13 protein-coding genes and 2 riboswitches are annotated in these 16,836 nt (G+C 56.8%); of the genes, 3 read left to right on the forward strand and 10 right to left on the reverse strand.

What is annotated here, in order from left to right:
* Positions 1 to 175 precede the first annotated feature (175 nt).
* Together F1381_RS22355 and F1381_RS22360 are read left to right on the forward strand one after the other, a co-directional pair.
* Positions 176 to 1,903 (forward strand): sensor histidine kinase, encoded by a 1,728-nt coding sequence (locus tag F1381_RS22355; RefSeq protein ID WP_151737069.1) that lies wholly within the window; start codon positions 176 to 178, stop codon positions 1,901 to 1,903.
* Complete coding sequence (locus tag F1381_RS22360; RefSeq protein WP_187355520.1) at positions 1,884 to 2,723, forward strand: response regulator transcription factor; 840 nt, start codon at positions 1,884 to 1,886, stop codon at positions 2,721 to 2,723. The genes F1381_RS22355 and F1381_RS22360 overlap by 20 nt, the downstream gene beginning before the upstream one ends.
* 367 nt (positions 2,724 to 3,090) lie before the next feature.
* Here F1381_RS22360 and F1381_RS22365 read toward each other — a convergent pair whose 3' ends face one another.
* Genes F1381_RS22365 through F1381_RS22380 form a run of 4 tightly spaced genes read right to left on the reverse strand, consistent with a single transcriptional unit; the run spans position 3,091 to position 7,416 of the window.
* Positions 3,091 to 4,056, reverse strand: coding sequence for a glycoside hydrolase family 43 protein (locus tag F1381_RS22365; RefSeq protein WP_151737071.1), 966 nt, complete (start codon positions 4,054 to 4,056; stop codon positions 3,091 to 3,093).
* A gap of 39 nt (positions 4,057 to 4,095) precedes the next feature.
* Positions 4,096 to 4,950, reverse strand: coding sequence for a carbohydrate ABC transporter permease (locus F1381_RS22370; RefSeq protein WP_150269145.1), 855 nt, complete (start codon positions 4,948 to 4,950; stop codon positions 4,096 to 4,098).
* Positions 4,951 to 4,954: 4 nt separating this feature from the next.
* On the reverse strand, positions 4,955 to 5,935 hold the full coding sequence (locus tag F1381_RS22375; protein WP_150269147.1) for a carbohydrate ABC transporter permease: 981 nt from the start codon (positions 5,933 to 5,935) through the stop codon (positions 4,955 to 4,957).
* A 59-nt stretch (positions 5,936 to 5,994) separates the two neighbouring features.
* A complete protein-coding gene (locus F1381_RS22380; protein ID WP_151737072.1) occupies positions 5,995 to 7,416 on the reverse strand; it encodes an ABC transporter substrate-binding protein in 1,422 nt (473 codons plus the stop codon).
* 184 nt (positions 7,417 to 7,600) lie between these two features.
* Positions 7,601 to 7,707, forward strand: a riboswitch (TPP riboswitch).
* Between the two features lie 98 nt (positions 7,708 to 7,805).
* Here F1381_RS22380 and thiC point away from each other — a divergent pair.
* Positions 7,806 to 9,584 carry a phosphomethylpyrimidine synthase ThiC gene (gene thiC / locus F1381_RS22385; protein ID WP_281349945.1) on the forward strand — a complete coding sequence of 593 codons (1,779 nt, stop codon included), beginning with the start codon at positions 7,806 to 7,808 and terminating at the stop codon, positions 9,582 to 9,584.
* A gap of 60 nt (positions 9,585 to 9,644) precedes the next feature.
* On the opposite strand, the gene thiH is transcribed toward thiC, so the two are convergent.
* From thiH to F1381_RS22415, 6 genes are all read right to left on the reverse strand, one after another.
* The gene (gene thiH, locus F1381_RS22390; protein WP_151737074.1) at positions 9,645 to 10,748 is read right to left on the reverse strand and encodes a 2-iminoacetate synthase ThiH; all 1,104 of its coding nucleotides are present in this window, start codon (positions 10,746 to 10,748) and stop codon (positions 9,645 to 9,647) included.
* A gap of 11 nt (positions 10,749 to 10,759) precedes the next feature.
* A complete protein-coding gene (locus F1381_RS22395; RefSeq protein ID WP_151737075.1) occupies positions 10,760 to 11,545 on the reverse strand; it encodes a thiazole synthase in 786 nt (261 codons plus the stop codon).
* Positions 11,546 to 11,581: 36 nt separating this feature from the next.
* Positions 11,582 to 12,610 carry a ThiF family adenylyltransferase gene (locus tag F1381_RS22400; RefSeq protein WP_222850475.1) on the reverse strand — a complete coding sequence of 343 codons (1,029 nt, stop codon included), beginning with the start codon at positions 12,608 to 12,610 and terminating at the stop codon, positions 11,582 to 11,584.
* A gap of 5 nt (positions 12,611 to 12,615) precedes the next feature.
* Positions 12,616 to 12,819, reverse strand: coding sequence for a sulfur carrier protein ThiS (gene thiS, locus F1381_RS22405; protein WP_151737077.1), 204 nt, complete (start codon positions 12,817 to 12,819; stop codon positions 12,616 to 12,618).
* A 4-nt stretch (positions 12,820 to 12,823) separates the two neighbouring features.
* Positions 12,824 to 13,468: a thiamine phosphate synthase gene (locus F1381_RS22410; RefSeq protein WP_187355521.1), complete on the reverse strand. Its 645-nt coding sequence runs from the start codon at positions 13,466 to 13,468 to the stop codon at positions 12,824 to 12,826.
* A 155-nt stretch (positions 13,469 to 13,623) separates the two neighbouring features.
* A riboswitch (TPP riboswitch) is annotated at positions 13,624 to 13,724 on the reverse strand.
* Between the two features lie 53 nt (positions 13,725 to 13,777).
* Positions 13,778 to 16,804, reverse strand: a complete 3,027-nt coding sequence (locus F1381_RS22415; protein WP_246188157.1) for a glycoside hydrolase family 3 protein — start codon at positions 16,802 to 16,804, stop codon at positions 13,778 to 13,780.
* Positions 16,805 to 16,836: the final 32 nt, after the last annotated feature.

Genomic DNA, 16,836 nt, shown 5'->3' on the forward strand with positions numbered 1-16,836 from the left:
TCCTCTTACACAAATAATCGTAGCAAAAGCGTTTACATGCCGAAATGTCAATTTCTCAACATCATGGCCATAACCTCAACCACTTTAGATAACGCTTTCATTTTTCGCGGCGTAACACTTTTTCTTTTTACCTTGATGACTTATGATAAAAATACAAGATGGGGGGACCGGCAGCATGATCCGAAAAGTAAACATGAAGCGCTTTATTTATTTCTTCGTCTTTTTCCTGCTGCTTACGCTCAGCCTCTTCTTCGTCATGAACACCTTTAGCTCGCAAACGCTGCAAAAAAGCCTGATCGGCGCCTCGCGCAGTCAAATTTCCTACGCTGAAGGGATTCTCCAGGACGCCGTGTCCGAGGCCGCCATGTACGGCATCCAGTTCACTGCAGATGATTCTATCCGGCTCTACCGGAACCAGATTGCAGACCTGGACAATTACGACGCGCAAATGAAGAAGAACGCCATCCGCGATAAACTGGGGAGCACGCTTATCACCAGCCGCACCGTTGACGCCCTTGCCATCTATTGGCTGACGGATGAAACCTTAATTACGACCAACTCCGGGCTCCTGTCCGAGGAGCACTTCCAGAATGTAACGGCGCGGGGCTGGAAGGTCATCGGCGGAAATCTTTACTATTTCTCGGTCTACCCGTACATTCATCCGCCGAAGAACCCGGCGAATTTCCAATATATCGTCGGGGTCAGACTGAAGCCCGATTATATGGTCAGTCTGCTGCAAAAAGCGGTGAACGGCGACAGCTCGGACGCATTCTTCCTTGTCGGCGGAGAGCAGGTCATCCGCAACCGGGCCGTGGATGAACGAATTGTCGCCGAAGCGCGCGAGACGCTCATTCCCGACCCGGCTCAGGTGAAGCAGTTCAATTACCGGGCCGGCCGGGATGAGTATTATATCCTGTCCAAATACATCGAGCCTATCGACACTTATCTGATTACCTATACGCGGATGAATGATTTTCTGACTCCGCTGGAGCAGAGCCGCCAGGTATTCCTCGTCAGCATCCTGGCTGTCCTGATGATCGGTCTGGTGGTGATCGGGGTGTTCTACCGCAATTTCTACCGGAACGTTCAACTGCTCGGCAAGAAATTCCGCCAGGTCGAAGAAGGCAACCATAATACCCGGATCAGCGAGAATACCGGCAACGAGTTTCAGAGCCTGTTCGTCAGCTTCAACCACATGGTCACCAACATCCAGACGCTGTTCGCCTCGCTGAAGACGGAGACTGAGCTGCGGCGGGACGCGGAGTTCAAGCAGCTGCAAGCCCAGATCAACCCGCATTTTCTGTATAATAACCTGTTCTTTATTATGACCGTAGCGCAAAGCTCGCCCGACGCCGTCATGCGCATGAGCAAGCATATGGCTGAATACTACCGTTATATCACCCGGCTCGACCGTGCAGAGATTACGCTGTCGTCCGAACTTGAACTGGCCGACCACTATCTCAACATTATGGCCCTGACCAAGCAGATTACGTACAGCATCGACCTGGCTCCTCCGCTTGCCGCAAGGCCGATCATGCCGCTGATTATCCAGCCGCTGGTCGAGAATGCGATCCAGCACGGCATTGAAGAGCAGCAGGGTGCCCACCGGATCTCCATTGAGGTTAAGGCGCTGGAGACCGGAGCGCTGCTGACCGTCGCCGACGACGGCAAGGGGCTGACTCCCGAAGAGCTGCACCGCCTCAGCGTGAAGATCGAGAGCCCGCAGCCGCCCGAGGGCAGCCGGGGAGTCGGGCTCTGGAATGTGAACCGGCGGCTCAGGAACGCCTATGGCCCGCTCAGCGGCCTCCGGCTGTTCACCAACCATTGGGGCGGCCTGTCCGTCATGGCCTACATCGAATTTGCCGAAACCGAAGGAGGACATCATGAAGCTGCTGATCGTTGACGATGGACATTATATCGTGGAGTACTTAAAGCATCTGCTGGACTGGAGCAGATACGGCGTAACCCGGTTGGAGACGATGATCAATTCGGTGGAAGCCAGACAGCGGCTCGCAGCGGGCGATGTCGATCTCCTGATCACCGACATCCGTATGCCCGAGGTGTCCGGCATTGACCTGCTCCGGTACATCAGTGAGCAGGAGCTCAAGACGAAGACTATCATCCTGTCCGGCTATTCGCAGTTTGACTACGCGCAGAACGCCATCCGGCTGGGGGCGCTCGATTACCTGCTGAAGCCTGTGGACAAGGACGATATGGAGAAGGCGATGAAGCAGGCCTTTACATGTATCGGGAAGGAGCAGCGGCTGACAGGCGGGGAAGAAGGTTCCGGTTCGGGGACAGCTGTTGCTGCCGGGCAAGGGGAGCCGGAGCCGCCGGGCAATCAGGAGGACGGGGCACCTGCACCTGCACCTGCAGCTGCAAGTCAGACAAAACTATGTAATACGGAGCTCGTCCGTTTCATTCACACCTATATCTCCGAGCATCTGGGCGATACGCTGTCCCTGGACGATCTCGGAAAAGCGGTTCACCTGCATCCCGTCTATCTCTCCAAGCTGTATAAGCAGGAGACCGGTGAGAATCTGTCGGGCTATATTACGCTGAAGCGGCTGGAGCGAGCCGCTAGGCTGCTCACCGAATCGCGGCTGCATGTACTGGACATCGCGCAGCTGGTCGGGTACCGCAAGCCGCAATATTTCATCAAGCTGTTCAAGGAGCAGTACGGCACCACCCCTTATCAGTACCGCCGCAAAAGTGTCCAGTGAATCCAAGCCACAGCAGCCTCAGAAGGGCCATCAGGGCGTGCAGCGGCAGCGGAACCGCGGTGACTGCATATTCAGATCTATTGTATTTTGTACATCAGAATAGCAGAAATCAGTCTCTCAAATGCTATCTAATGTATTTTGTACAATAGATTTCGGCTTACAGCCCCAAAAAGCACTTTTCTCTTAAAATCTGCTGTACAAACTGCAACAGATTCATTTCAGAGGTCATTTTGGGGCTAATCTATTGCCAACCTGCAATCACGCTATTAAGCCCGCCCCTTTCCCTGTCTATTAAACAACAAACAGCGGCAATCCCCCCGGTTTAAGGGAAGGATTGCCGCTGTTTGAATGGTGCCGCCGCTGATTACTACAACACTACCGGCCGGATTCTGCCGTCTTCGTCATAGAACAGCTCAGTGAATTTCACCGACCGTTTGTGATCCACGCCGCCCGACAGGGACGCATCGTGATAGAACAGATACCATTTACCGCCGAACTCCACGATGGAGTGATGCGTGGTCCAGCCAAGCACCGGGTTCAGGATGGTCCCCTGGAAGACAAACGGTCCGCATGGCTTGTCGCTGGTGGCGTAGACGATTTTGTGGGTGGTGCCCGTCGAATATGACAAGTAGTATTTCCCGTTATACTTGTGCATCCATGGACCCTCGAAGTATCTCCGCTCTTCATCCCCGGCAAGAATAGGGTTTCCCTCTTCATCGGTGATCACAATTTCCTGCGGTGCCGCCCGGAAGGACAGCAGGTCTTCGCTAAGCTCTGCTACCCGTGGACCATAGGCCGGTTCTTCCGGGCCTTTCTCCGGCGCATCCGGCCGGAACTCTCCGGTCTGCCATTTTTCCAATTGCCCGCCCCATAGTCCGCCGAAATACATATAGGCCCGCTCATCCTCGTCAATGAACACCGCCGGGTCAATGCTGAAGCTGCCTTCGATATAATCGTCCTGGGCCGCAAAAGGGCCAGCCGGAGACGCTGAAGTCGCCACTCCGATGCGGAAGATTCCATCCTTGTCCCGGGCCGGGAAGAAGAGATAATAAGTGCCTTTCCGGTAGGCGGCGTCGGGGGCCCACATTTGCTGCGAGGCCCACGGCACATCCTTCAGGTGCAGCACCAGCCCATGGTCCACACACGGTGAATCCGGACTGTCCATGGACAATACATGATAATCTTCCATCGCATATTGATCGCCATTGTCGTTCGTTGGACCATCGTGGTCGATGTCATGGGACGGGTAAATATACAGCTTGCCCTCAAAGACATGAGCGGAGGGGTCGGCTGTATAGAGATGGGTTACTAAAGGCTTATGTTGCTCTGCCATAACAGGCTTCTCCTCCTTGGGTAGTGGTATTAAAATGAACTATTCCTTGACGCCACCCAGCGCCACGCCTGCGATAATGTAACGGGACAGCAGGAAATACACCACGAACAGCGGCAATGCCGTCAGTGCAAGGCCCATATAAATGGAGCCGAACTCCGTCTTGTAAATGTCGCCGCGCAGCAGGCTGACCATGATTGGCATCGTATATTTTTCCTTCTGGGTCAAGAGAATCAGCGGCATGAACAGGTTGTTCCAGTTAGCGACAAAAGCAAAGATCGCCTGTGTCGCCACCGCCGGCATCATCAGCGGCAGAATAATCCGGTTGAACGTCTTAAACTCGCCTGAACCGTCGACGCGAGCCGCTTCCACAATTTCCAGCGAGAGCGTCGCGAGCAGATACTGGCGCATGAAGAAGACGACCGCCGGCGCAGCTATGGCCGGCAGGATCAGCGGCAGGAAGCTGTTCGTCCAGTGCAGCTTATACATGAACTGGTAGAAGCCGATGGCGCTCGCCTGGGCAGGGATCATCATGACACACAGGATGAAGGTAAAGAATGGCCCCCGCAGCTTCCAGTCATAGGCCACGATGCCGTAGGCCGTCAAGGACGAGAAATAGACGGTACACAGCGTCGCCGCACTGGAGATAATGAATGAATTCATGAAGCCCTGAAGCGGATCGAAGCTCTTGTCCAGCAACACCCGCAGATTGCTCATCATATGGCTGGAAGGCAGCAGCGACAGGCCGCTTTGAATCTCAGGTGTGGAGCGTGTGGCATTGACGAACATGATCCAGAACGGCAGAATGCTGAGCAGCGCCAGCAGAATGCAGACGATATAGACAATCGTCTTGGTGAGTTTCCGGTTTACGTTTCCGGTGCTTTTAATTTTCTCCATATGATTACACCTCCCTTGCGGTTGTTGCTTGAGCGGACCGAGCCGCTCTGCGCTTCATTTTCTCCGCTTTCTTGAGCCTTGCTGCGTCGCGGTCTCGCATCAGGAAGAACAGCAGCGACGACAGTACCGCCGTGATCAGGAACATTATCATGCTCGCTGCCGCAGCGCGGTTATACATATAGCTGCCCTTGAAGGCTTGCCCGTAAATAAACATGGACGTGGTCATCGTTGAATCATCCGGTCCGCCGGCCAGGAACAGCTGCGGAATATCGAACATCGTCAAACCGCCGACCATCGAAGTAATCAGAGTGAACAGCAGGATTGTCCGCAGGCTCGGCAGCGTGATCCGGAAGAAGGTCTGCACCCCGTTCGCACCGTCGATTGCCGCAGATTCGAACAGTGCCGGATTAATGCCCATGACCCCGGCAATCAGGACGATCATCGTATTTCCGTACCACATCCAGAACTGGATGAAGGCCACGATACCGCGTGCAGTCGTCTTATCCTGCAGGAAAAAGATCGGAGCGTCGGACCACCCCAGCATCTCGAACAAACTGTTGATAGGACCCATCGGATAGGCAAACAAGCTGTTGAAGAGGATGGCAATCGTACTGGCAGTAATAATATTGGGCATATACAGCAGGACCTTGAAAGCCCCCTGCCCCTTAATGTTCATTCTCTTGTTCGTGAACCAGGCCGTAAGCAGCAGCGCCAGGAGCATTTGCGGAACGAAATTGAGGACCCACAGCAGTCCCGTGTTGGTCAGAGACTTGATGAAGGTAGGATTGTCAAAGAGCAAATCCTTGAAGTTTTGAAAAGGATTGTCCATGATGTGAATCGGCTTCGGGATCAATCCTTTCATGTCAGTAAAGCCGATCACCGCGGTGTACACAATCGGATAAAGCGAGAAGATCAGAAATGCCAGGACAAATGGCAGGGTAAAAATATAACCGTACTTCGAATAGCTGACACCCTTGCGGCGCATGCTCTCACCTCTTTTATTGATATGAAAGGGCGGGATTCCCCCGCCCCTTCCGGCCCTTCTTATTCGCTATCGATACCCAACTGGTCTTTGACCTGCTGCTTGAACGTCTTGATCGCATTGTCGCGGTCCTTGTTGCCAGCTGTGTATTCACGGACCTGATCGCGCCAGAGCTTGTTGATCGTTTCGTCATACTGGGTCAGGTTCTTACCCGAAGCATTGGCGTTGGCGGGAACGAATACGTCAAACATATTTTGACCGCCGAGCAATGGAACTTCGCCGTTGGACTTCGCCATAACAGTGGCGGATGCAACGCTGTCCTTCGTGCCCTGCTCGCCTTCCTTCATTGTGCCATTGGCCCAGTAATACTGCAGACCAGTTTCGGATGTATCAAGCGTTACCCACTTCACGAAATCGGCAACCGCCTGTTTCTTGGCATCATCCTTCGTAACATCTTTGTTAGCCAGCAGCCAGGTGCCGCCCCAGAAGAAGCCAGTGGTCGGTTCGGTAACGGCCCAGTCGCCGTTGGTGTCCTTCACTTGACCATTCATCGTGTAGTTGATGAGCCAAGCGGGACCGAAGAAGCCGAAGATTGGCTGTGCGCCGGTGCCGGACATATCCGCGTACCAGGCTTCCGTCCAGTCTGTCGTATCGTTATGATAGCCGTTGTCTTTCAGCTTTTTGGAGAGATCCAGGAACTCTTCACGCTTCGGATCGATGTGCAGCTTGCCGTCGACAATCCAACCCGTATCGGAGCTGTTCTCAATTGCGTGCCAGATATCGCCGTCGCCGGAAACAATACCGTAGCCCTTGGCTTTCAGCTTCTCGGCCGCCGAGAAGAATTTATCCCAGCCCGGACCGACCTCTGCCTTGATGGCAGCCGGATCATCCGTGCCAAATACCTCCTTCGCAATAGAGCGGCGATAGATAAAGGCACCGCCGGTCGCCTGATAGCCGAGGCCCTTCAACTGGCCGTCCGTGCTGCTGCCGATATCCACCGAGTATTGGGCGATGCCCGCATCCTTCACCAGTTGGTCATCAAGACCCAGGTCCGCATAATTAGCGGCATAGCTGGATGCGTCGCCTTGCGTATATTTGAGCACGAACGCCGCTTCGGCGGCATAAACATCAGGTGCGTCCTTGCCGCCGGCCGCCAGGGCCTGGTCAAGCGCAGGCTGATAAGCGCCGTCGGTCGTCGCAATTACCGTGGTTTTGAACTCCACGTTCGCGTCCGGATGAGTTTCAAGATATTTTTTCGTCATATTCGGAATTTCGTCGGTGAAGCTCCAAAGATTAATGGTAACCTTTTCACCGCTGCCTTTAGCCGGAGCTTCGGAAGCGTTTGCCGCTGGAGCCTGACTGGCATTTCCGCCGGATGCATTGGAATTGGAGTTAGAGTTTGAATTCCCCCCGCAAGCTGCGAGCGCCGTTGTTAGAACCAGTGCTGTGGAAATTCCAACCATCGTACGTTTCATACTTTTCATACTTTGCCTCCCCTTTTTAGTTGCTGTCTCGGTTTTTTGTAACCGCATACACATTATAGTCCCTGCGGTTTGCAGGCATAAGGCTACAGCTATTGGGGAAAATTCCACTTTTATTGGGTGTTGTCCTCGATAAAACTATTGACAAAATATTAATTTGAAAGTAACTTATAGAATAATTGAATAAGATATCCACTAGGGGAGCCCGAATAGGCTGAGACGGGAAAATTGCATTTCCGGACCCTTGAACCTGATCTGGATCATACCAGCGTAGGAAAGTGGAGAGGGACTTTCTTTATGCTGGGCTCCTGCCAATCATGAGTAAAGCCGCTCCACGTGGAGCGGCTTTTTGTGCGCAATCTTATGAATTCATTTGATTGGAGGAAGAAATGATGAGTAATGATCTGCACCAGGGCCAAGTGAATTTAGGCGCTTTTCCGGGCAGCCGCAAAGTGTATGTAGAGGGCTCAAGACCCGATATCCGGGTGCCCATGCGGGAGATTGGGCTTGGAGCTTCACCGGCTGCCGCCGGAGAGCAGCAGGATTCCATCCGCGTCTATGATACCAGCGGAGTGTACACGGACAGCGTAGGCAATCCCGATATCCGGCTGGGCTTGGCGCCCCAGCGCTTGCCGTGGATCTGCGAGAGGGAAGATACCGAGCCTTATGGTGACACGGAGCTATCAAGCAGGCCGGTCCGGAACTCCAAAGTGAGCCTCATGGAACCCGATACCTTTGCTGGCGAACGCCACCTTCCCTTACGGGCGAAGAAGGGACGGAATGTCAGTCAGCTGCATTATGCCCGCAAGGGAATCATCACTCCGGAGATGGAGTATGTCGCCATTCGCGAGAATGTCTCCCCTGAATTCGTCAGAGAGGAAGTTGCCTGCGGCAGGGCGGTCATTCCGGCAAATATCAACCACCCGGAAAGCGAACCCATGATTATCGGCCGCCGCTTCCTGGTCAAGATTAATGCCAACCTCGGAAATTCCGCCGTCTCTTCTTCGATCGAGGCAGAGGTGGAGAAGATGCGCTGGGCTACAAGATGGGGTGCAGATACCATTATGGACTTGTCGACCGGAAGCCACATTCACGAGACAAGAGAATGGATTGTGCGCAATTCACCTGTTCCTGTCGGCACCGTGCCGATCTATCAGGCTTTGGAGAAAGTCAACGGCAAGGCCGAGAACCTGACCTGGGAGATTTACCGGGATACTTTAATTGAGCAAGCCGAACAAGGGGTAGATTACTTCACCATTCACGCCGGAGTACGGCTGGCTTATATTCCGCTGACTGCAGGGCGGATGACCGGAATTGTATCCAGGGGCGGCGCGATTATGGCGTCCTGGTGTCTGGCCCATCATGAGGAGAACTTTCTGTATACTCATTTCGATGAAATTTGTGAGATTACGAAAAGCTACGATGTTGCGCTCTCCCTTGGCGACGGTCTGCGTCCCGGCTCCATCGCCGATGCCAACGACGAGGCCCAGTTCGCCGAGCTTGCAACCTTGGGTGAGCTTACCGAAAGAGCCTGGAAGCATGATGTGCAGGTGATGGTGGAAGGTCCCGGCCACATTCCCATGCATTTAATCAAGGAGAATATGGATAAACAGCTGGAATGGTGTCATGGTGCCCCTTTTTACACACTGGGTCCGCTGACTACCGATATCGCCCCAGGCTACGACCATATTACTTCGGCCATCGGCGCCGCTATGATCGGCTGGTTCGGTACGGCCATGCTGTGTTACGTCACCCCGAAGGAGCATCTCGGACTGCCGGACAAGGAGGATGTGCGCGAAGGGGTCATCACCTACAAAATCGCCGCCCATGCCGCCGATCTGGCCAAGGGCCATCCCGGAGCGCAGGAGCGGGACAATGCCCTGTCCAAAGCCCGCTTCGAATTCCGTTGGCGCGATCAGTTCAATCTGTCGCTGGATCCCGAGCGTGCCCTGGAATATCACGACGAAACCTTGCCGGCCGAAGGGGCGAAGACCGCCCACTTCTGCTCCATGTGCGGTCCCAAATTCTGCAGCATGCGCATCTCACAGGATATCCGGGACGAAGCCGCCCGGCAAGCCCATGCGGAGAACGGGGAGGCTTCGTCCGTTCTCGCCGGAATGAAGCAGAAAGCGCAGGAATTCAGGAAAGGCGGCTATTCCATCTATAACTGAATGATGACAACAAACAGCCAACCCTCATCACAGAAGGTTGGCTGTTTGTATTCCTGGCAATCAGACAAGCATTTCCCAATCCTTGAATACCGGCTGCAGTCCGTTCTTATAGAGCATCTCTCTGATCTCCGGCACACTGCGCCCGTCGGAAATCTCGAATTGCGGCGTTCCGCCGCCCAGGGCATGCCCGCCTACCGCAGTCGACACCCCCGCCGACATCCGGGTTACGCCCAGGTGCACCAGCTTGTCGCGCAGCGGGGCCGGCTCCCTGCTGGACAACGTAATGCCTGCAGCCGGCAGGAACAGGCGGTACGCCAGAATAATCTGGACCAAGGCACGGTCTGTCACTTCCGATTCGGGGTTATACTCCCCCAGGTAAGGACGGAACCGGGGAATGGATAGGCCAATCTCACAGTCCGGGTACTTACGCTGCAAATAATCGGCATGCATGGCCGTCAAGTAAGCCTCCTGCCTCCAGTCGTATAAACCGAGCAGAGCGCCGATGTTCACAGAGCGGTAGCCTGCCGCGCAGCCCCGTTCGGGCGCCTCCAGGCGGTCGCGGTAATTGCGTTTTGGACCTTTAATATGCAACCGTCTGTAAGTTTCCTGATGGTACACCTCCTGGAATAGCGTCAGGCTGTCCACCCCGGCTTGGGCAAGCTCCCCGTATTCGGCCACAGACAAGGGATTCACTTCAATGCCAATCGATGAAAAATGCCTCCGCAGCACGCCGGCACACTCTTTCATGTAACTGACGGGCGTTTCCCTGCGGGATTCCCCCGTCAGCAGCAGAATGTGGCGTATACCCGCAGCTGCGATCCGGGCTGCCTCCCTGTCCACCTCCTCCATATCCAGTTTCCGCCGCGGAAAATCGTAAATGGAGCTGAAGCTGCAATACTCGCAATGGTTCACACAATAGTCCGACACATACATGGGCGTAAACAGCTGGATGACATGGCCAAAATGGTTCCGGGTAACCTGCTGCGCCCTCTGCGCCATCGCCTCCAGATAATGACCGGCTGCCGGGGAGAGCAGCACGGGCAAATCCGCTTCGCCGATGCTGCGTGCCGCGAGAACCCGCCGCACATCGGCATCGGACACCTGCCGCAGCCGTTCCGGCAAGGAAGAACTCTGCAGCGTCTGCAGCTTGTTATAGAAGCTCATGCTCTCCCCCCTTATTCGTGCAGAAATCCGGTAAGCGGTGATGAGGCTGCCGCTTCCTGCTGCACCGCACCAAGCCCTGCCAGATAAGCCCGCCGCCCGGCGGCCACGGCGTAACGGAACGCTTCCGCCATGCCGAGCGGATCCCTCGCGGTGGCGATCGCTGTATTGAGCAGAACCGCTGCGGCTCCCATTTCCATCGCTTCCGCCGCCTCTGACGGCCTGCCGATGCCGGCATCCACGATGACCGGCAGTCCGGCCTCTTCAATGAGGATACCAATCAGCTCTTTGGTGCGGAGTCCCCGGTTGCTGCCAATGGGCGAACCGAGCGGCATTACCGCAGCGGCCCCCGCATCTCTCAGCCTCAGGGCGGCCCCCAGATCCGGACTCATGTAGGGAAGCACCACGAACCCTTCCGCAGCCAGCACTTCCGTGGCCCTGATCGTCTCCAGATTGTCCGGCAGCAGATAGCGCTGGTCCCTGATCACCTCTATCTTGATCCAATTCCCCATGTCCGCCGCCCTGGCCAGCCGGGCAATCCGGATAGCTTCCTCCGCCGAGCGGGCACCGGAGGTATTGGGTAGCAGTGTCATGTGCGGGGGAATGTGGTTAAGCAGATTCTCTTCCTCCCAGTCCGGGTTGACCCTTCTTAGCGCTACCGTAATCACCTCCGCCCCCGACGCGGCAATCACCTCGGGAATCAGCGTGTTCCGGCTGTATTTGCCTGTCCCGATCAGCAAACGGCTGGTCAGCGACTTGCCGCCGATCTCAAATCCATCATTATGGTATATATCATTCATGGGTAGCACCCTTTCTGTTCGCAAAATTTCCGTCCTTTAGCCAAAATAACGGTGATACAGCGCCCGCGCTGTCCCGGTATCGTTCGTTCCATGGACCAGCACCCGTCCATCCGGAAAAAGCGCAATCCGGTAATCTCCGGTACGGAGCGATAACGTATAAGAATTAAAGTCTACCTGACCGTAGGCGGCCAGACGCCGGCCCCATTCGGCCAAATCAAGCTTCTGGGCTTTGGGCGGGCGGATCTGTACCGTATCTCTTCCGCACAACACCGCCGTCCTGGGGTGACTGGACGCTGACAGGAAAGGAAAGGTGCGCTCCTTCCCGCAAGTCGGACAATCGGCTCGCTTCAGCTTCGAGGTATCCACCGCCACATGCCGGTTCTCCCAGAGATCGAAGGATACCAGCGTTCCCCGCAGCGCGTGCTGTCTTCCGGACAGCCACTTCAGGGCTTCGGCTGTTTGGTAAGCGGCGGTCATCTGTACAGCAGGCTGGATAATTCCCGCCGTATCGCAGGTCTCCCCTTCCGGGTGAAGCTCATCCAGCAGGCAGTGCAGGCAGGCGCCCTCTCCAGGCACCACCGTCAGGGATATTCCGCTGCTCCCCGTGCAGCCGCCGTAAATCCAGGGAATGCCATCCCTTGCCGAAATATCGTTCAGGATCATTCTCGCCTCGAAATTATCGGTAGCATCCAGAATCAGATCTGACCCGCGCGTGTATTCTTCAATATCGTCAACAGTCACGTCGGCGACGATTCCCTCCACCTTCACCGACGAGTTCACGCTTTGCAGACGGCGTGCGGCGGCCACAGCCTTGGGCAGCCTCTGCTCCGCATCCTGTTCGCTGAACAGATTCTGGCGCTGCAGATTGCTCCACTCCACCACATCCCGGTCTATGACCGTTACCTGGCCTGCGCCGGCGCGCACCATAGTTTCGGCCAGGGCGGAGCCCAGTGCGCCGACTCCCAGGATTAGCACTTTGGAGCGGGCCAGCTTCTGCTGTCCTTCCTGGCCGATTCCATAGAAGCGCTCCTGTCTGCTGTATCTGTCCTTTGGGCCTTCAATCATGCCCATCAGCCTCCTCCAACAAAATGTACCAGTTCAACCCGGTCGCCCTCGGCCAGCCGGGTATGAGCGTAATCGCTCTTCCCGACAACCTCCCCGTTCACCTCCACCAGGATACGCTTGCCGCGCCATGGGCCGCTGCTGAGCAGGTCGGCTACCGTCATCCCTTCCGCTTCCAGCACCGTGTCTCTTCCATTCAGCAGAATCCTCATCTTCTCACCCCCTCTCCAGCCAGGCTGTATCCATTGCACTGCGGTAGGCTCTCGCCTGGCCCGCCGGGTCCGGCGAATGCCAGATGCCGGACAGCACCGCTATACCGTGTGCGCCGCTCCGGATGACATCTCCCGCATTCCCCGGCTCTATCCCGCCTATGGCGATTACGGGAACAGAACAGGCCTGTACAGCTTCGGCCAGTTGCACCAGCCCGCGGCCGGGGAAGCCAGGCTTGCTGGATGAATCATAGACGTGGCCGAACAGACAATAATCTGCCCCCTCTCCGGCGGCGGCCGCAGCTTCCTCCGGAGAATGAACCGAGCAGCCCAGACGTATGCCTGTGGCGATGGGACGCACCGCCGCTGCGGGAAGACTATGGCCTGCCAGCTGGACGCCTCCCGCGCCGGCGGCCAGCGCTACATCCAGCCTGTCGTTGACCACTATAGACGCCACGGGCACTCCGGCCCGGCGCATCTCTTGTACTGCCTCGTACTGCATGTTGGCCGGGAGCTGTTTATCGCGAAGGTGGATATAGTCCACATAGGGAAGTACCGCCGCCGACACTTTTAACAGTTCGGAAATAGGGGTTCTCCCGGAGGAGATCAGGTGAAGCTCGGGTCTGCTTCTGATTTGTATTGGATTCATCATGTTGATTACTCTCCCGTAACAGAGGATTGGATTGTAGCAGAACGATAGACCACTGCGGTCCCGTTGCTGCACACGCAAAAAAGCCGCCCTCCGGTAAGAAGGGCGGCCAAGAAACACAACAGAAATAAGCCGTCTGAAGGCATACATCCATATTCACTCTTGCCTCTCCACTTCCCTACGCTGGTATGATCCAGATCAGGTTCAAAGGGTCCGAATGTTCATTCGTCTCAGCCTTGCGGCCCCCCTAGTGTCGATCACTATACAATTATTAACACTCAATATACATGATTATCCAGTAAACTACAATCATTAATTGAGGTCTCCATCCTTTTCCGCTACAAATCGGAACCGGCTTACCCGGATGTCACCCTCCAGCTCCAAGACAACCCGGGTGGCGGCGGACATCTGCCGGACAGGGCAAGCTGCGGTATGCCACCCGCTGCGGCTGCCTGCGGCAGCGCCTTCTATCCTTAGTTCTCCAGCGACAGGACCTTCCGGCGAATCGAGCCGCACGCGGATTGCGCCTGCGCCATGGGACAAGACATGCGCTTCAAAGCCGCTAACCTCTTGCGGAAATGCCGTGTCGAAATATCCGGCCCAGGCAGCAGCGGCGGCGCCAGCCGGGCGGATGCATACACCCTTCACCGGTTCAATATCGCCCAGGCTACCCGTTTCCTTCCACTCATCCAGATACAGTCCCTCGTAGTCATCGTAGTTCTCAGCGGCAGTCCAGCCGCATAAGTCGCGCGGCGGAACGGTCTCGCCCTGCACAGGCAACTCTGCCGTAAGCCGGATATCCTCCGAGGATGCTCCCGCGAGGAGTGTATACCGGCAGGCTTCTACGCAATACCGGTCCCGGGTGACATCCCAGTACGCCAACTCGGAGACCGGGATGCCGAATACCAGCTTCCGGCTCTCGCCGGGCTGCAGATGCAGCCGCCGGAAGCCGATCAGCTGCTTCTGCGGACGCACGACGCGGGACTCTTCCGCACGGACATACAGCTGAACAACCTCGTCACCGGCCAGAGGACCGGAGTTCTCCACAGTCAGCTCCACAGTAAAGCTCTCCCCTTCTGCCGGCCGCTCTCCAGCGACGGTCAGACCGGAATAGCGGAAGGAGCTGTAGGACAATCCGTAGCCGAACGGATACAGCGGACTGCCGTCGAAATACTGATACGTCCGTTTGCCCTTAATAATATCGTAGTCCATAATATCCGGGAGCTGTTCTTCGGACCGGTACCAGGTCATACTCAGCCGTCCCGCCGGATTATAGCGGCCCAGCAGCACATCCGCCACGGCGGTGCCCAGCTCCTGGGAGCCGTGGGCGGTGTACAGAATGGCGGGCAGCAGCTCCGCCAGATCACCCAAAGCATACGGGTAGCTTCCGATAATGACCAGCACCGTTTGCGGATTCGCTTCATGAACGGCGCGGATGAGCCGTTCCTGATATTCCGGCAGGGTCAATCCGGGCCGGTCAATCTCTTCCTTGCCGTTCAGCAGCGGATGATTCCCCGCGAAGACCAGCGCCACATCCGCTGCCTTCGCGATTTCTACAGCTTCCCCGATGCCGGAGCTGGCCGTCTCCACCGTGAACGGGCAGTCCGGATGGGGCTGGCCGCCGCCGTGTCCTTCTGAATCGGCCGCAGTTGCTCCATCAATGGCCTCGCTGCCGCCAATGGCATCAGCACTATCAGTGCCGTCAGCGCCGCCTGCACCCGGAGCTATCCATGGAGCCAGGACCAGTTCATGGTCCGGTGAAGCATCGTCCACAGACACGCTGCGGCCGCTCCACGTCCGGATTCCGGTTGTTCCGTCTGCGCCCGGCACAAGCTCCAGCCGCTCCTTCACGAACCAGCCCCAAATGTCTCTGGCCTCGGCAGCAAGCCGCCCGCCTTTGTCATCGGCGGTAACATAATTTCCGTTGGCATGGGAGCGGAGCGTATTTGCTCCCCAGCCCCAGTCCGTCCGGCGGAACCGCTCGCCCGCAGACGGATGCTCACGGTCTGCCACCAGCAGGCCGTTCCCCCAGCCCTTCGTGCCGACATACCGGTCGGTGCGGACGGAGCGCAGATACACCCGGTCGTCCCCGTCCCGGAAGTCTACCCTAGCGTCCGGCAGCGCCGCGACGATGCCCTGCAGCGGGCTAACCGTATACGGCGGGTGCCCGGTATACCAGTCACGGTAGACCGTGTCGGCCAGCGGCCCGATCACCGCAGCCCGGCGGATGGCATCCGGCCGGAGCGGGAGCAGGCCGGCCTCATTCTTGAGCAGAACTATGGCTTCTCTGGCCGCCTTCAATGCAGTCTCCCGATGGGCCGGATGATGGATGACAGTCTCCGCGATCTGCGCATACGGATTCAGCTCGTCCGGGTCGAACTGCCCGAGGCGGAAGCGGATGCGGAACACATTGCGGATGGCGCAGTCCAGCTCGGCTTCAGTCAGCAGACCCTGTTCCAGGGCTTCACGGATCGAGTTCTTGACGAGCACGGAGTCGTCGGTTACGCAGTCTATGCCGCCCTTTATGGCAAAAGCAACCGCCTCCGCGTAGGTCCGGCAATACCCGTGCTCGCTCACCGTCATCGACATATCCCCGCCGTCGCTGACAATAAAGCCGTCCAGGCGCCACTCTTCCTTCAGTACGCCCTTTACATCCGGATGGCCGATTGCCGGGGTGCCGTTGATCGAGTTGTAGGAGGTCATCAGGGAATGCACGCGGCCCTCGGTGACAGCCCGCTCAAAGGCTTTCAAATAATACTCCCGCCGGTTGCGCGGATCGACCGAAGAGGAGCTGCGCAGCCGCTCCCGTTCATTGTTGTTGGCGTAGAAATGCTTGAGCGCAGGCGCCAGCTTAATGTAGTAAGGATGCTCCCCATGCATCCCCTGGATCAGCGAGGTTGCCAGAACCCCCGTCAAATGCGGGTCTTCGCCGTAGGCTTCCTCCGTGCGTCCCCAGCGCGGGTCGCGCTCCATATCCACCGTCGGCGCCCAAACGGTAAGGCCGCTGAGGCCGCCCCGTTGCCGGTAGTAGCTCCGGGCTTCATCGCCGATCACACTGCCGATTTCCTGCAGCAGCTCCGGGTTCCATGTAGAAGACAAGCCAATCGTCTGCGGGAACACCGTGGCAGGCCCATCCTGGGCCACAAAGCCGTGGGCGGCTTCTCCCCCGACCCAATACTCCGTAATGCCTAGCCTCGGCACCGCCTCCTGGCGTGTGGGCATCAGCCCGATTTTATCCTCAAGTGTAAGACGGTCCAGGAGATCATCCAGCCGCTGCTCCAAGGGAAGCTCTGCATTCCACATCGGCAGCGTCCGGAAATCGGTTTCCGTTCGTTTCATCGCATGTTCAGTCCTCTCTGCACACTGATTGG

The organism is Paenibacillus tengchongensis (assembly GCF_008973665.1).
Lineage (GTDB): Bacteria > Bacillota > Bacilli > Paenibacillales > Paenibacillaceae > Paenibacillus_AQ > Paenibacillus_AQ tengchongensis.

Bases quoted from the DNA above. Each gene is read 5' to 3' on its own strand.
- F1381_RS22370 (WP_150269145.1), bottom strand. From the start codon at position 4,950: ATGGAGAAAATTAAAAGCACCGGAAACGTAAACCGGAAACTCACCAAG.
- F1381_RS22395 (WP_151737075.1), bottom strand. From the start codon at position 11,545: ATGAATGATATATACCATAATGATGGATTTGAGATCGGCGGCAAGTCG.
- thiC (WP_281349945.1), top strand. From the start codon at position 7,806: ATGAGTAATGATCTGCACCAGGGCCAAGTGAATTTAGGCGCTTTTCCG.
- thiS (WP_151737077.1), bottom strand. From the start codon at position 12,819: ATGAGGATTCTGCTGAATGGAAGAGACACGGTGCTGGAAGCGGAAGGG.
- F1381_RS22380 (WP_151737072.1), bottom strand. From the start codon at position 7,416: ATGAAAAGTATGAAACGTACGATGGTTGGAATTTCCACAGCACTGGTT.
- F1381_RS22375 (WP_150269147.1), bottom strand. From the start codon at position 5,935: ATGCGCCGCAAGGGTGTCAGCTATTCGAAGTACGGTTATATTTTTACC.
- F1381_RS22355 (WP_151737069.1), top strand. From the start codon at position 176: ATGATCCGAAAAGTAAACATGAAGCGCTTTATTTATTTCTTCGTCTTT.
- F1381_RS22415 (WP_246188157.1), bottom strand. From the start codon at position 16,804: ATGAAACGAACGGAAACCGATTTCCGGACGCTGCCGATGTGGAATGCA.
- F1381_RS22400 (WP_222850475.1), bottom strand. From the start codon at position 12,610: ATGATTGAAGGCCCAAAGGACAGATACAGCAGACAGGAGCGCTTCTAT.
- thiH (WP_151737074.1), bottom strand. From the start codon at position 10,748: ATGAGCTTCTATAACAAGCTGCAGACGCTGCAGAGTTCTTCCTTGCCG.
- F1381_RS22360 (WP_187355520.1), top strand. From the start codon at position 1,884: ATGAAGCTGCTGATCGTTGACGATGGACATTATATCGTGGAGTACTTA.
- F1381_RS22410 (WP_187355521.1), bottom strand. From the start codon at position 13,468: ATGATGAATCCAATACAAATCAGAAGCAGACCCGAGCTTCACCTGATC.
- F1381_RS22365 (WP_151737071.1), bottom strand. From the start codon at position 4,056: ATGGCAGAGCAACATAAGCCTTTAGTAACCCATCTCTATACAGCCGAC.